The organism is Pseudomonas allokribbensis (assembly GCF_014863605.1).
Classification (GTDB): domain Bacteria; phylum Pseudomonadota; class Gammaproteobacteria; order Pseudomonadales; family Pseudomonadaceae; genus Aquipseudomonas; species Aquipseudomonas allokribbensis.
Genome location: NZ_CP062252.1, coordinates 4403616 through 4417648, shown reverse-complemented (window position 1 = coordinate 4417648; position 14033 = coordinate 4403616). Strand labels below are relative to the sequence as shown.

Annotated in this window: 11 protein-coding genes; 6 read left to right on the top strand and 5 right to left on the bottom strand. The window is 61.6% G+C overall.

Annotated elements, in window-relative coordinates; all coding sequences use genetic code 11:
• Positions 1–206 precede the first annotated feature (206 nt).
• The gene (locus IF199_RS20145) at positions 207–935 is read left to right on the top strand and encodes a class II aldolase and adducin N-terminal domain-containing protein (RefSeq protein ID WP_192558526.1); all 729 of its coding nucleotides are present in this window, start codon (positions 207–209) and stop codon (positions 933–935) included.
• A 1-nt stretch (position 936) separates the two neighbouring features.
• Here the strand turns inward: IF199_RS20145 and IF199_RS20140 are convergent, their stop codons facing one another.
• From IF199_RS20140 to IF199_RS20130, 3 genes are read right to left on the bottom strand one after another with little or no spacing between them, the layout of a single operon-like run.
• Positions 937–1971: a GlxA family transcriptional regulator gene (locus IF199_RS20140; protein WP_192558525.1), complete on the bottom strand. Its 1035-nt coding sequence runs from the start codon at positions 1969–1971 to the stop codon at positions 937–939.
• 13 nt (positions 1972–1984) lie between these two features.
• Positions 1985–3646, bottom strand: coding sequence for a choline dehydrogenase (locus IF199_RS20135; protein ID WP_192558524.1), 1662 nt, complete (start codon positions 3644–3646; stop codon positions 1985–1987).
• A gap of 39 nt (positions 3647–3685) precedes the next feature.
• Positions 3686–4855, bottom strand: a complete 1170-nt coding sequence (locus IF199_RS20130) for an aromatic ring-hydroxylating oxygenase subunit alpha (RefSeq protein WP_192558523.1) — start codon at positions 4853–4855, stop codon at positions 3686–3688.
• A 208-nt stretch (positions 4856–5063) separates the two neighbouring features.
• Between IF199_RS20130 and IF199_RS20125 the strand changes: the two genes are divergently transcribed.
• The 4 genes from IF199_RS20125 to IF199_RS20110 all read left to right on the top strand — a co-directional run bounded on the left by IF199_RS20125 (position 5064) and on the right by IF199_RS20110 (position 10007).
• Positions 5064–5903, top strand: coding sequence for a hypothetical protein (locus tag IF199_RS20125; protein WP_192558522.1), 840 nt, complete (start codon positions 5064–5066; stop codon positions 5901–5903).
• A gap of 57 nt (positions 5904–5960) precedes the next feature.
• Positions 5961–6461 carry a sigma-70 family RNA polymerase sigma factor gene (locus tag IF199_RS20120; protein ID WP_045121794.1) on the top strand — a complete coding sequence of 167 codons (501 nt, stop codon included), beginning with the start codon at positions 5961–5963 and terminating at the stop codon, positions 6459–6461.
• A 40-nt stretch (positions 6462–6501) separates the two neighbouring features.
• The gene (locus IF199_RS20115; RefSeq protein ID WP_192558521.1) at positions 6502–7485 is read left to right on the top strand and encodes a FecR family protein; all 984 of its coding nucleotides are present in this window, start codon (positions 6502–6504) and stop codon (positions 7483–7485) included.
• 98 nt (positions 7486–7583) lie between these two features.
• Complete coding sequence (locus tag IF199_RS20110) at positions 7584–10007, top strand: TonB-dependent siderophore receptor (protein ID WP_192558520.1); 2424 nt, start codon at positions 7584–7586, stop codon at positions 10005–10007.
• A gap of 63 nt (positions 10008–10070) precedes the next feature.
• On the opposite strand, the gene IF199_RS20105 is transcribed toward IF199_RS20110, so the two are convergent.
• On the bottom strand, positions 10071–11600 hold the full coding sequence (locus tag IF199_RS20105) for a trypsin-like serine peptidase (RefSeq protein WP_244142408.1): 1530 nt from the start codon (positions 11598–11600) through the stop codon (positions 10071–10073).
• A 111-nt stretch (positions 11601–11711) separates the two neighbouring features.
• Positions 11712–12863 carry an MFS transporter gene (locus IF199_RS20100; protein ID WP_096822008.1) on the bottom strand — a complete coding sequence of 384 codons (1152 nt, stop codon included), beginning with the start codon at positions 12861–12863 and terminating at the stop codon, positions 11712–11714.
• Between the two features lie 136 nt (positions 12864–12999).
• On the opposite strand from IF199_RS20100, the gene IF199_RS20095 reads away from it, so the two are divergent.
• A complete protein-coding gene (locus IF199_RS20095; RefSeq protein ID WP_192558518.1) occupies positions 13000–13992 on the top strand; it encodes a diaminopimelate epimerase in 993 nt (330 codons plus the stop codon).
• Positions 13993–14033 lie beyond the last annotated feature (41 nt).

Genomic DNA, 14033 nt, shown 5'->3' with positions numbered 1-14033 from the left:
TGGCGGTGTTTCTTGTTGTGAGGTTGAAGCATTTGGTAACACTTCGCCGGGTAACGTAGGCGCATAAAACAGCCCTGTCAATTAACTGATTTGTGACTTTTGCCAGGTCTGCAAAAAACGGCAGCCATTGCCGCTTACCGTCAAGCACGGGCTTTTCAGGCGTTTACAGTGGACGAAAACCCCTGCCTGCCGGGAGCGCCCGAGCCATGAACGACAGTATCCCGACCCTGAGAATCCAGCTGGCCTGCGCCCTGCGCTGGGCCGCGCGACTGAACCTGCACGAGTCCATCGCCAATCATTTCAGCGTGGCCACCTCACCGGGCGGTCGCGAGTTTCTGATCAACCCTTACGGCAAACATTTCTCGCGCATCCGAGCCAGTGATCTGCTGTTGCTCGACGCCGACGATCCGGCCAGTCTCGACCGCCCGGACGCACCGGACATCACCGCCTGGGCCTTGCACAGCGCCTTGCACCGCAACCAGCCCCAGGCCCGCTGCATCCTCCACACCCACAGCAAATACGCGACGACGCTGGCTTGTCTGAAGGACTCGCGGCTGCCACCGATCGAGCAGAACAGCATGCGGTTTTTCGAGCGGGTGGCGATCGATGACGGCTTTGACGGCATGGGGCTTGGGGAAGAGGCGGAGCGGGTGAGCAGGCTGCTCGGCGACAAACCGATCCTGCTGATGGGCAATCATGGATTGCTGGTCGCGGCGCCGAGCGTGGCTCAGGCGTTTGATGATCTGTATTACTTCGAGCGGGCTTGTGAGGTGTACATCACCGCACTGGCGACCGGGCGCGAGTTGCGGGTGGCCAGCGATGAAGTGGCGCGCAAGACATGTCGGCAATGGCTGGATTATCCGGGGTTTGCGGCCAAGCATTTTGCAGCGTTGATGAACATCCTCGATGAGGAAGAGCCGGCGTACCGGCAGTGACTCACTCCTGCGGCAAGTGCGCCTTGCTCAGTGGCTGGCGCATCACCGGCGCGCTCCACGCCTGGCGCCGATCTTCGCTCGGCGGGCAACCAAACCGCGCACGGTAAGTGCGGGAAAAATGCTCCAGCGAACCGAACCCCGAGCACGCTGCCACCTGGGCCACGCTCATCTGCGTCTGTTGCAGCAGGTTGTGCGCCCGGGCCAGACGCAGGGTGATGTAGTACTTGAGCGGCGAGAGCCCGGTCTGATGCTTGAACTGGCGCTCCAGTTGCCGCCGAGACAGGCCGACTTCGTTGGCAATTGCTTCGCAGTCCAGCGGTTCCTCCAGAGCCTTTTCCATCAACTGCACGGCGCGGCGGATCTTGCTGCCGTACATCCCGCTGTTGCCCAGACCACCGTCGAGCTGATTGTCCGCCGGCGCGCGCATCTGGCCCATCAACAGGTGCAGGCCGATTTCCCGGGCCAGGTCCGCATCCAAGCGCTGGCCGATCCAGCCCAGCAGCATGTCGAGAATGGTGGTGGCGCCCGCGCAGGTCAGGCGCTGGCGTTCGAGGGTGTAGAGCTGCGGTCGGGCGCGGACCTTGGGGTAACTCTCCTGAAAACCCTGCAGGTTGTCCCAATGCACCGCCGCTTCGTAGCCGTCGAGCACGCCGGCAGCGGCCAGCAGTTCGGTGCCGGTTTCCACGCCGATCAACACCGAACCGAACAGCGCCTGCTTGCGCAACCAGCTCTTGAGCGCCGGGTTGCGGCTGTGTTGATGCACCTCGAAACTGGCCAGCACCACGCAGGCGTCGAAGGCCTGTTCAGTGTTCAAGCCAGCTTCGGCGATGCTCACCAGGCCGTTGCTGGCGGTCACCGGGCCGGGCTGCAAGGACAACAGCGTCCACTCGAATAGCGTGCGCTGGCTCAGCCAGTTGGCGATGGCCAGCGGTTCCAGCACCGCCGCCAGCCCGAAGTTGGAAAACGCCGGCAACAACAGCACCGCCACTCGCAGCGGTGCGCCGTTTTGCAGTACAGCTTCAGCGGATCGGGTCATCACCATCTCGGCTTCATCGTTGTCCGGTCTGCCAGTGCGGGTTGATCCACACCGGTACATCGAGGGCTGGCAACGGCGCGAGGTTGCGGATCAGGTCGCTGGCCTTTTCCGCGATCATCACTGTCGGTGCGTTGGTGTTGCCGCTGACGATCACCGGCATGATCGACGCATCCACCACCCGCAAGCCAACGAGGCCATGCACCCGCAATTGTGGATCGACCACTGCTTCCGGATCGCCCGCCGGCCCCATCTTGCAGGTGCCGCTGGCATGGTAGCCGGTTTCCGTGACCTGCCGCGCCCAGGCGTCGAGCTCGGCGTCGGTCTGCACTGAACGTCCCGGTACCAGTTCTTCACCCTTGAACGGGGCCATCGCCGGTTGGTCGAGGATTTCGCGCACCAGTCGTGCGCCGGCGCGCATGTCGGCACGGTCCTGTGCGGTCTTCAGGTAGTTGAACAAGATCCTCGGCGGCCGCCGCGGTTCGGCGCTGTGCAGGGTCACGCTGCCCAGACTGGTGGGGCGCATCAGGTCGATGTGGATCTGGAACGCGTGGGTCGGCACCAGCTCGACGCTGCCCGGTTGCACCGCCAGCGGCATGAAGGTCAGTTGCAGATCCGGGTGCTCGACGCCGGCCCGGGAACGCAGGAACGCGCCGGCCTCGAAATGATTGCTTGCCGCCAGGCCATCGTGACGCACGAACCAGCGCGCACCGATCCACCATTTGCCCGGCGCAGTGGTCCAGCGATACAGCGACACCGGTTGCTTGCAGCGAAATTGCACCACGGCATCCGGGTGATCGTTGAGGCGTTTGCCGACGCCCGGCAGGTCGTGCACGACGCTGATCCCGAGGTCGCGCAGTTCTGCCGCCGGGCCCACGCCCGAGAGCATCAGCAACTGCGGCGAGTTGATCGACCCGGCGGTCAGCAGCACTTCACGACGGGCGCGAACGGTGCAGGTTTCGCCGCTCTGTTCGTAATCGATGCCGACGGCCCGCCGACCCTCGAACAGAATGCGCAACACCAGCGCATCGGTGATCACCCGCACGTTGCCCCGAGCCAAGGCTTCGCTGAGATAACCGCGCGAAGTGCTCCAGCGCCGACCGTGGCGCGTGGTGCGATCCACCGGGCCGAAGGCTTCCTGCCGATAGCCGTTCAAGTCCTCGCTGACGCCATAACCGGCCTCGGCACCGGCCGCGATAAACGCTGCGCACAACGGTGTTTCGACATCGCCGGGAGTGACGTGCAAATGGCCGCTGGCACCGCGATAGTCATCACCGCCGTCGGCGTGAGTCTGTGCACGCTTGAAGTACGGCAGCACTTCGCGATAACTCCAGCCGGTGCAGCCCTGTTCGGCCCAGCCGTCGTAATCCCGGGCATGGCCACGGATGTAGACCATGCCGTTGATCGACGATGAACCGCCGAGCGTGCGGCCTCTTGGCGTGCCGATCCGCCGGCCGTCGAGGTAAGGCTCCGGCTCCGACTGATAGCGCCAGTTGTAGCGCGACCCGCCCACCACAAGGCCCACGGCGGATGGCATGTCGATCGTCCAGCTCTTGTCCTCGGGGCCGGCTTCCAGCAGCAGGATGCGTACGTTAGGGTCTTCGCTCAGGCGATTGGCCAACACGCAACCGGCCGAGCCGGCGCCCACGATCAGGTAATCAAACCCGGTTTCGTCCATGGTTTGCTCCTTTTTAACGAATGGCGAGGGAAGGGCGGATCAGTCCACGGTGTGGCCGTGAATGCCGTTGAACACCAGCCGATGAAAGTGATGCACCAGATGCTCGCTTTCGTTGCTGCGCTGGGCGTCGATCATGTAGAGGCCCTGGTCATAGCCGAGCGAGCGCAGGCCTTTTTGCACCGAGATGTTCAGGGCGATGTCCTCGGGGCCGAGGTCTTCGTTCATCCACTTCATGCACGCCGTGCTGACGGCGGCGGTCTCGGGGTTGCTGGAGTAGTAACCGAAGCGCAGCAGCGAACGCTCGGCATCCAGCGGAATCATGATGAACGAGCCGAGAAACTCGGAGAACGGGAAGGTGTAGAAGGTGTTGTTCGGCCACATGCCGATGTTGAAAAAGCATTCCTGCGGATTCGGCTCGCTTTTCAGCGGCACGCCATAAGCCTCGGTCGCCGACAGATTGGCCGGTGCGGCATAGGTCCACCAGTTGTCGCGTTTGATCAACTCGTAACCCTTGAAGTCGATCAGTCGGGCGAGGTCGATGTGGCACGGGCCGGACAGCTTGAAGTGATAGCCCTCGATGGAATTGTCCATGATCACCTTCCAGTTGGCCGGCACGATCACGTCCTGTTCCTCGATCAGGCGCATGTCGGTCAGGTCTGGAAACCCCCGGCGCATTTCTTCGTCCGCGCCGGGGAACAGATCCCGCAGCGACGGCGCATTCGGGTCGAGGTTGAAGTAGATGAAGCCGCCGAGTTCTTCGGTGCGCACCTGCGGAATGTTGAACTGCGCCAGTTCGAAATTCTTCATCCGTTCGCAACGCGGCGCACCGCGCAGGCTGCCGTCCATCTCGTAGCACCACGAGTGATAGGCGCAGCGCACCACGCCGCTGGTAGTGCCTCGGCGCTCTTCGAGCAAGCGATTGCCGCGATGCTGGCAGACGTTGTGAAAACCGTAGATCTGCCTCTGCCGATTCTTCGCCACCACCACGCTCTGGTCGAACAGGTCGGTGACCACGAACTGCCCCGGCTCGGCGAACTCACTGACATGCCCGGCGACATGCCAGGCCTTCATGAAAATGTTGTCGCGCTCGGCACGAAACAGGCTGTCGTCGTAGAAATAGCGCGAGGGCAGGGTGAAGGCCTGCTCCGGATCCTGCTGATCCCAGGCGTCGACCGGGCTGTGCTGCTTGCGGGTCTGGAAACTGTGCATGAGGCGATCTCCACGGTAGCGGGCCGCTCGGGGCGGCGTGTTGTTGTGGGATCTAATCTAGGGTGCGGGACGGGGGTGGGGTTGATGGATTGCGACGAGATGCAAGGAGGAATCATCAAGGCCCGGGTGATTGATGGCAAAGCCACTGGGGACGGACTAGGGTATTGAAGCGCACTCTCACGGCAATGGACTGACAGGAAGCGACATCATGGGCGTCAAGGTTGGCAGGTGGTGGGTCGAGGAGGGTGCATTGGTTGCCCCCGCCAAGAGGAATAGCCTGGCAGAGGCCCAGGCGCAATTTCCGGACTGTACTCCCTTGGCATTTCTGGCGGGAGATGGTCATGGGAACCCCCCTTTCGGATGGACGAAGACCGAAGAGTGGTGGGGGATTCTGGAGCCGAAGGTGATCGCCAATCAGGTCTACTGCCACGTCGAAAAAACGCAGAGAGACGTCAAGATAGACTCGGTACCCTGGTTTTTCGCACCTGTGTTTGGTCACCACAAAGTCAGGGGCTGGGAGCTGCCGATTTCCGATGAAATATTGAACGCCATGGGGATTTTCGTGATGAATCGCCATTTGGCACCCGCTCGGTTGCCGAAACGGCTGGTCGATGAGATGTGTACAGTGACAGCGCGGGTTGCGGCAGCGGGCTTGCTGAGAGAAGAGGATGCCAATTTGCAGAATTTCCGGCACAGCCTGCTTCCCACACCGCAGACAATAGCGGGGCAAGTGATCCAGGTTCACGAAGACTACTTTGGTAACGGAGACTGCCTGCAGCCTGAAAAAGGTGAGCTTTTCATGAACCTGTGCACGAAATACCACGACGCGGTGGTTGGTTACAGGACCAATCCTCACATGCACAGGGCGATAGCCGAACCGCTGGCCGAGGTCATTGGTCTTCATCGGGACCATATTCATTTGATCGCGATCGGATACACCCATCTCGAAGTCAATCCGTTTTATAACTACCTTGCACTGCCTGAAGGCTATTTCGGCATCGCGGATCAGAGTTCGCATTATCCTTCAGTCGGTGCCAAGCCGGAATGATTTGCGGGGCTTAATAGGAAGCATTACTATTCACGCCCCTTTCCCCAGCACGCCGCAATGATCCCCATGCTGCCCCGCAGACCCGGCTTTCTCGAGCATTACGAAGAGTTGATCGGCACCTGGACCCGCCGCCTGCGCAATCGCTCGCAGGCCGAGGATCTGGCGCACGACACCTTTGTGCGGGTGCTCGAGTCCGATTCGTCGGCGGTGCAGCAACCCCGGGCGTATTTGCACCAGACGGCGCGCAACATCGCGGTGGACGGCTATCGGCGTGAGGACCGGCGGGGTGCCATGGAGTCGGAGGCGATCGATCTCAGTGAGTCGCCGACCGGTGACCCGGAGCATTACATGCATGCGATCCAGCTGGCCGATTCCATCGAGCGGGCGCTCACCGAATTGCCGGTCAACTGTCGGCGGATTTTCGTCTGGCAGAAGATCGAAGGCCTGACTCAGGCGGAAATCGCCGAACGCCTGGGCCTGTCCAAGAACATGGTGGAAAAGTATATGATCCGCACCCTGCGGCATCTGCGTGATCGCCTGGACGGGGCGCAATCATGAGCCGCGGCGTCTTTTCATCCCCAGCCAAACAGGACATTCCATGATGGATACTCGTGATTGCGCGTGCGGGCAAACAACGGTGCGCGATGACGCGGCACGCTGGTTTGTGCGTTTGCAGGAACCAGCCGTCGATGCCGAACAATACCGGCGCTTCGACGCCTGGCTGAACGAACATCCGCAGCACCGTGACGAATTCCAGTTGCTGCAAGGCTTATGGACGGCGGCGGATCTGCTGCCGGCGCCACGGCTCAAGGCCCTGTGTGAAACCCCGCCAGCACGTCGCGAACGCCGTCCGCTGCTGCGTTATGCCGTGGCGGCCAGCGTGGTCGCGGTGGCGCTTGGGCTCGGTCTGTTCAGTGGCTTGAATCACCCGGCGGGTTACAGCGCCGAATTCGCCACGGCGCTGGGCGAGCGTCGCCATGTGGCATTGCCGGACGGCTCGGTGATCGATCTCAACAGCCGCAGCCGTTTGCAGGTGCGTTTCGAGAAGGATCGGCGACTGATCGAGTTGACCGAAGGCGAGGCGATGTTCAGCGTCGAGCACGATACCTCGCGGCCGTTCGTGGTCGAGGCCGGCAGCGGCAAGGTCACGGTCACCGGCACCCGCTTCGATGTGCGCCGCGACGTGACGCAAACCCGGGTCGCGGTGGAGCAGGGGACGGTCAAGGTGCAGGGGCTTCATGCGCCGGACAACGAGTTCATCAACCTGACCGCCGGCCTCGGCACTCATATCGATGCCCATGGCGTTGTGGCTCAGGCCTACGCGGTCAACCCGACGGAACTGACGGCGTGGCGCAGCGGCAAACTGGTGTTCAACAACGCCAGCCTCAGCGAAGTGGTTGAAGAGGTTTCCCGTTACCGCGACAAGCCGTTGACTGTCGCCAATCCGACGGTGGCCAATCTGCGCCTGACCAGCGTGTTCAAATCCGACAACACCGATGCCTTGCTCAAGGCCTTGCCGAGCATCCTTCCGGTGGCCGTGCGGACCCTCGCCGACGGCAGTCAGGAAATAATTTCAAAATAAAATTCAGGTTTTTTTCGAGTTCGTCGTCTTCCTGTTCAACTGCAACTGGTTTGCATTAACAGCCGCACTCACTTGCGATCCACAGGACTGCGTACGACGTGAAAAACACCACTGCCAACAACAAAAAATCCCCCTGGTTGCCGCTGGCGCTCGCGCTGGCGGTCAATGCTGCGATGCCGATGGCATTTGCGGCCGACGCCATTCATATCCGCGCGCAGCCACTGGGTCAGGCGCTGAGCGAACTGGGTCAGCAAACCTCGCTGCAGGTGTTTTTCAGCCCGGATCTGGTTGCCGGCAAACAGGCCCCGGCTGTCGATGGCAATCTTTCGCCGGAAGACGCGCTGCGCCAATTGCTGCAAGGCAGCGGTCTGGAATATCAGATCAATGAAGGTTCGGTGACCCTGTCGCCAGCACCGACTGCAGCCGCCAACGGCCCGCTGGAACTGGGCGTGACCGACATCAAAGTGGTCGGTGACTGGCTCGGCGACGCCGATGCCGCCGTGGTACAGAACCACCCGGGCGCGCGCACGGTGATCCGCCGCGAGGCCATGGTCGAGCAGGGCGCAATGAACGTCAGCGACGTCCTCAAGCGTGTACCGGGCGTGCAGGTGCAGGACTCCAACGGCACCGGCGGCAGCGATATTTCGCTGAACGTGGGCGTGCGTGGCCTGACTTCGCGTCTGTCGCCGCGCTCCACCGTGCTGATCGACGGCGTGCCGGCGGCGTTCGCGCCGTACGGTCAGCCACAACTGTCGATGGCGCCGATTTCCTCCGGCAACCTTGACAGCATCGACGTCGTGCGTGGCGCCGGCTCCGTGCGTTATGGGCCACAGAACGTCGGCGGCGTGATCAACTTCGTGACCCGTGCCATCCCGGAAAAAGCCACCGGTGAAATCGGCACCACGCTGGAAACCACCCGCTACGGCGGCTGGAAACACATCGACACCGCATTCCTCGGCGGCACGGCCGACAACGGCATGGGCGTGGCGCTGTTGTATTCCGGGGTCAACGGCAACGGTTATCGCGAGCGCAACAACGGCAACGACATCGACGACGTGCTCCTCAAGACCCACTGGGCACCGACCGATCAGGACGATTTCAGCCTCAACTTCCACTACTACGACGCCAGCGCCGACATGCCCGGCGGCCTGACGCAGAAGCAGTACGACGACAAGCCGTATGACTCGGTGCGCGACTACGACAACTTCAGCGGCCGCCGCAAGGACGTGTCGTTCAAGTGGATCCGCCAGATCGACGAGCGCACCCAGGCGGAAGTGCTGACCTATTACACCGACAGCTTCCGTGGCAGCACCATCGCCGCCCGCGACCAGAAAACCCTGAGCTCGTACCCGCGTTCCTACTACACGCTGGGCATCGAGCCACGCGTCTCCCGGGTATTCGATGTCGGCCCGACCACTCAGGAAGTCAGCGTCGGTTATCGCTACCTGAAAGAGGCGATGCACGAGCAGTCGAGCCGTCTGGCGCTGGTCAACAATGAGCCGGTAGTGACCAAGTCGTCCGACGGCCATGTGTTCCAGGATCGCACCGGCGGCACCGAGGCCAATTCGGTTTACGTCGACAACAAGATCGACGTCGGCAACTGGACCATCACCCCGGGCATTCGCTTCGAGCACATCAACACCGACTGGCACGACCGCGCCGTGCTCGACACTGCTGGCAAGCGCGTACCGGAGAAAAACCGCAGCATCGAGAGCAACGAACCGCTGCCGGCACTGAGCGTGATGTATCACCTGTCGGATGCATGGAAGCTGTTTGCCAACTACGAAACCTCGTTCGGCAGCCTGCAGTATTTCCAGCTCGGCCAGGGCGGTTCGGGTGATCAGACCGCCAATGGTCTGGAGCCTGAGAAAGCCAAGACCTACGAGATCGGTACTCGCTACAACGATGATGTTTGGGGCGGTGAAGTGACGCTGTTCTACATCGACTTCGATGACGAACTGCAATACATCAGCAACGACATAGGCTGGACCAACCTCGGCGCTACCAAGCACCAGGGCATCGAGGCGTCGGTACACTACGACATGGCTGCGCTGGATCCGCGTCTCGATGGCCTGACTGCCAACGCCGGTTTCACTTACACCCGCGCGACCTATGAAGGCGAGATCCCGGGCTTCAAGGGCCGCGACCTGCCGTTCTACTCGCGTCAGGTGGCGACTGTCGGCCTGCGTTACGACATCAACCGCTGGACCTACAACATCGACGGGTTCGCCCAGTCCAAACAGCGCTCGCCGGGTACCGGCGTGAATGCCGACGGCAGCTTCAGCAACAACTACATCACCGAAGGCACGGCGGACGGGCAGTACGGCGACATCCCGGGTTACGTGACCTGGAACGTGCGTGGCGGCTATGACTTCGGTGCGCAGCTGTCGAACCTGAAGCTCGGCGCCGGGGTGAAAAATATCTTCGACAAGCAGTACTTCACCCGCTCCAGCGACAACAACTCCGGGATGTATGTCGGCGCGCCGCGTACGTTCTTCGTGCAGGCCAGCGTCGGGTTCTGATCGGCAGGACAGGCGGCTGGCGACAGCCGCCTGTTTCACGACGCCTCAAGAACAGGTGGCGTGTCACTGGCCAGATGTGGGCACGGTGAAGTCCGCGATCGGAGATGGATTCCCCGCCATGTCCGTACTCTTCAGGCAGACTTTTTTCTTTCCATCCGCCACCGAAACCTGAAAGTCCAGCAACGGCGGTCTGACCAACTTGTAACCTTCATCGTCTTGGCAGTCGAGCTCTTCGGGTACTCCACTTTTGTATAGGTAGCGACTGACGTCCAGATCCGGCGTTATCCCGAACGGTTGTACGGTGAACTCATCCTTTGCACTTTCAAATGCACTGTAGGCAGGCGGCGTCTTGACGGGTTCTGCCAGAGCCCAGCGGTAATAGATTCTTGCATTGCGGCCGTCCCATCTCTGCGAAGGGCCTGCATTGTGTGGCTGCCCCACCACACACATGAAATACAGACCCGGCCCCTCACGCAGTTCCTGACTTGAGCTGTCTGATCCGTCTCCATGACTCGGATGTACAGCGCCATAACCGACATCAAGTGCGCAATCCGCCAGTGTTCTTACGAACTTGACCCGATAGAACGGTTGATCGCTGGTGAACGATTGCTTCCATTGCAAAGGGATGAATTCCCCATTCGCGCCACGGATCAACCTCATATAGACGTCACCAAATACGGGATCGAAATTTGTCGCGCGGCCCAGTGGGCACGCAGAGTTTTTCGGGTTGAAATGAGTGGCTGTAAAACACTGGTTCAGATGCGCTGCTCCGGTGGCGTAGTTGGTCTCCGGTATTTTTATCGATTCCCCTTTGTTGACTTCGCACGGGGCGTTGCGAGAGCAACGTGAGAGCCCGCTGCCTTGCGTTGTGGTGCCGACGATCGCCACGATTTCATTGCTGTACCGATTCAAGACAGGTGAACCCGAAATGCCGGGCCGTACCTCCCGGCAACGGTTGCTGAATTGTCCGGGCCATGCCCAACCCGCTTCGAAAACATCCGCACTGTGTTCCTGAGGGCAGGCGGCGCGTTGCACATGGCCATCCATCGGTGCGCCAACCACCAACACATCACTGTCGACAGCCAGTGGTTGCGACGCCACTTTGAGCGGCGTGATGCCATCGGTCATCAATTGGTTGAGTGTGCGATCAAGCCTGAGAATCGCAATGTCGAGACCTCGCATGGTGCTCCACTCGATTCCAATGATCGGGTAGCGCTTTTGTTGGGACTGGGTGTCCTGGAAAAAGTTGAAGGTAACGAGACCGGACGCCGGGGCGTTTTCGATGTACCGGTTAGCGTCACCTTTTGCGCAATGTCCTGACGTCAGGATGTAGGCCGGGCCGCTGCGGTCATCGTTTGCGCCTCGGGTATCGATCAGGCTGCCCGAGCAGACAGAACCGCCTTCAACCTGGACGCGAGCAATGGCTTGCCAGTGATCGTAGCGCCCGGCTGCGTTGTTCAGAAGTTCGGCAGGGGAGAGGTTGGCTGCACCTTCTCCCCAATCCTGAGTGGCCGCACCGTCGAGCGTGGTGCAACCGCTCAGGGCGATGAGGAGCATCAAGGCAATGGACTGATTCACGATGGGAGATTTCACGGATTCAACACCAGAGAGGGTTCCTCTCATGCTGGAACCCCAGGCTACCGGTGTCTACTGTCAGATCTGACAGTCAGTTCAGCCAACATCGACCGCTTGATGTTTGTTGGCTCAGACCTTCAGCGCTTTCCCGCCAATCGCCACCGCTACCAGCAGCGCTGCCATCAATCCGAAGGCGAAACTCAGGCTGCTGGCATGGGCGACAAACCCGATCACCGCCGGCCCCGCCAGAATGCCTGCATAACCCAGCGTCGTGATCGCCGGTACCGCGATGCTTTCCGGCATCACCGTCTGCTTGCCGACCGCCGTGTACAGCACCGGCACAATGTTCGAGCAGCCGGCGCCGACCAGTGCATAACCGACCAGTGCGGCTTCCCAGCTCGGCGCGAACGTCGCCAGAAACAACCCTGCCGCTGCCAGCAGACCGCCGAACAGAATGACCCGCGTTGCGCCCAGTGCGCGAACGATCCGGTCACCGGTCAAACGGCCCGCCGTCATCGTCAGCGCAAACGCTGCGTAACCCAGGCCTGCATATGCCGTATCGATCCCGCGTTCCTGCGCCAGAAACACCGCGCTCCAGTCCAGCGCTGCGCCTTCGGTGAGGAACACGATGAAGCACATCCCGCCGATGAACAGCACGATCCCGTGGGGCACTGCGAACGCCGGGCCCGAGCTTTCACTGCCGTAAGGCAACATGTGCGGCACAGCCTTGAACAGCGCCGCGATCAGCACCACGACCACCACCAGCATTGCCGCCAGTGGCGACAGCCCCAGGCCGAGCAGGGCGCTGACGCCTGCCGCGCCGACGATCCCGCCGAGGCTGAACAGGCCGTGAAAACCCGACATCATGTTCTTGCCGCTGGCCCGTTCGACGATCACTGCTTGCAGGTTCACCGTCGAATCCACCGTGCCGAGCCCGGCGCCGAACATGAACAGTGTGGCGATCAACGCCGGGATCGACGACACCGTTGCCAGCAACGGCAATGCCGCGCAGATCAATAAAGTGCCGCCGGTGGCTACGCGCCGACAGCCGAACCGCGTGGCCAGAATCCCCGCCAGCGGCATCGCCAGAATCGAGCCCACGCCCAGGCACAGCAGCAACAGTCCCAGCGTCCCTTCATCGAGCCCGGCCCGCGCCTTGGCATACGGCACCAGCGGCGCCCACGCCGCGATGCCGAGCCCGGCGATGAAGAAGGCGATGCGCGTGGAGATCTGTTGCAGGCGTCCGGGGACGAAAGTGTCTTTGGGCGTGAGGCTGGTCATGGGAATCCTTGGCAAAAAACGTTTCAGCAGTGGACATCCTTGCACAGTGAGGCAGTGGGAGCGAGCCGGCTCGCCCCGGGCAGGGATTACGTTTTACAGTGGCATCTTTGGGCGACGAAAATTCAAGGGCCTGTTCATGACGCAGTTCTACGATGCACGGGGCAATATCTACGGCGTGGTTTCTCCGAGGCAAGTGCGTGAAGCGGGCATCGATCTGCCAGCCAGCGCGCAAGAGGCGGCGTTATCCAGAGCCCTCTGGAGCGGGCAGGCCATAGAGACTTTTTGCCAATGGCCTGATGCGATTCGTCCCGCTGGTGCCAAACATCATCGCAGCGATGGTTTGCTGATCGGCCCGTTTCAATCCTCGCCGCCGTTCGATCTGTTGATCGTTAACACCGACGGCACGCTGGCCGAGCGCAGCGGTAACGGCTTGACGATTTTCTCCCAGGCGCTGCTTGAACAAGCGCTGATGCCGAAAGAGGGCGCACCACTGCAGGTGCATCACGACAAACAGGATGCGCCGTCGCCCGTGCCGACTTCGGTCAAGCCGGCTGAGGTGGCGGGCGTGCAAGGCTTCTGGCTGGATCTCGGGCAACCCGGATTCGGTCCGGCAGCCGTCGGTGCGCTCGGCGTTGAACCCGTGTCTTTCAATTGTGTTGAGGTCAATCGCATCGAGCCACTGGCAAAACTCGATCCCGCCTGGGCGCACAGCCAGTTCGTGCGCATCGGCAATCCCCACTGCGTGACGCTGGTGTCGGAGGAAGCCGCATTACCGAGCAACGAGCAGATGCTTGAATCGCCACTGACGGACAATCTGACCGCAATCGCCTACGCCACACCCGTCGGCGCCGGCCAGCCGTGTCCGGCCGGGGTCAATCTGCAATGGGCGATGCGCGCAGGCGATCAACGCATCGTTGCGCGGGTGTTCGAGCGCGGTGAAGGGCCAACGGAGTCCTCCGGCACCAGCGCCAGTGCGGTAGCGAGTGCAGCATGGCGGGTGGGCTGGGTGTCGTCTGGAGAAGTGCAGGTGGTGATGCCGGGCGGGACTGCGCCGATTTTACTGGAGGAGCAGGACGGCGAACTGATCGGCGTGCGTCTGTTCGGCACTGCGCATCAGACAAAAAGGTGAAGTCCCTTTCATGATCGTCCCCCCGGGAACGATGGATCCCT

Coding starts and splice junctions, on each gene's coding strand:
- IF199_RS20145 (WP_192558526.1), top strand. CDS start 207: ATGAACGACAGTATCCCGACCCTGAGAATCCAGCTGGCCTGCGCCCTG.
- IF199_RS20140 (WP_192558525.1), bottom strand. CDS start 1,971: ATGACCCGATCCGCTGAAGCTGTACTGCAAAACGGCGCACCGCTGCGA.
- IF199_RS20135 (WP_192558524.1), bottom strand. CDS start 3,646: ATGGACGAAACCGGGTTTGATTACCTGATCGTGGGCGCCGGCTCGGCC.
- IF199_RS20130 (WP_192558523.1), bottom strand. CDS start 4,855: ATGCACAGTTTCCAGACCCGCAAGCAGCACAGCCCGGTCGACGCCTGG.
- IF199_RS20125 (WP_192558522.1), top strand. CDS start 5,064: ATGGGCGTCAAGGTTGGCAGGTGGTGGGTCGAGGAGGGTGCATTGGTT.
- IF199_RS20120 (WP_045121794.1), top strand. CDS start 5,961: ATGATCCCCATGCTGCCCCGCAGACCCGGCTTTCTCGAGCATTACGAA.
- IF199_RS20115 (WP_192558521.1), top strand. CDS start 6,502: ATGATGGATACTCGTGATTGCGCGTGCGGGCAAACAACGGTGCGCGAT.
- IF199_RS20100 (WP_096822008.1), bottom strand. CDS start 12,863: ATGACCAGCCTCACGCCCAAAGACACTTTCGTCCCCGGACGCCTGCAA.
- IF199_RS20095 (WP_192558518.1), top strand. CDS start 13,000: ATGACGCAGTTCTACGATGCACGGGGCAATATCTACGGCGTGGTTTCT.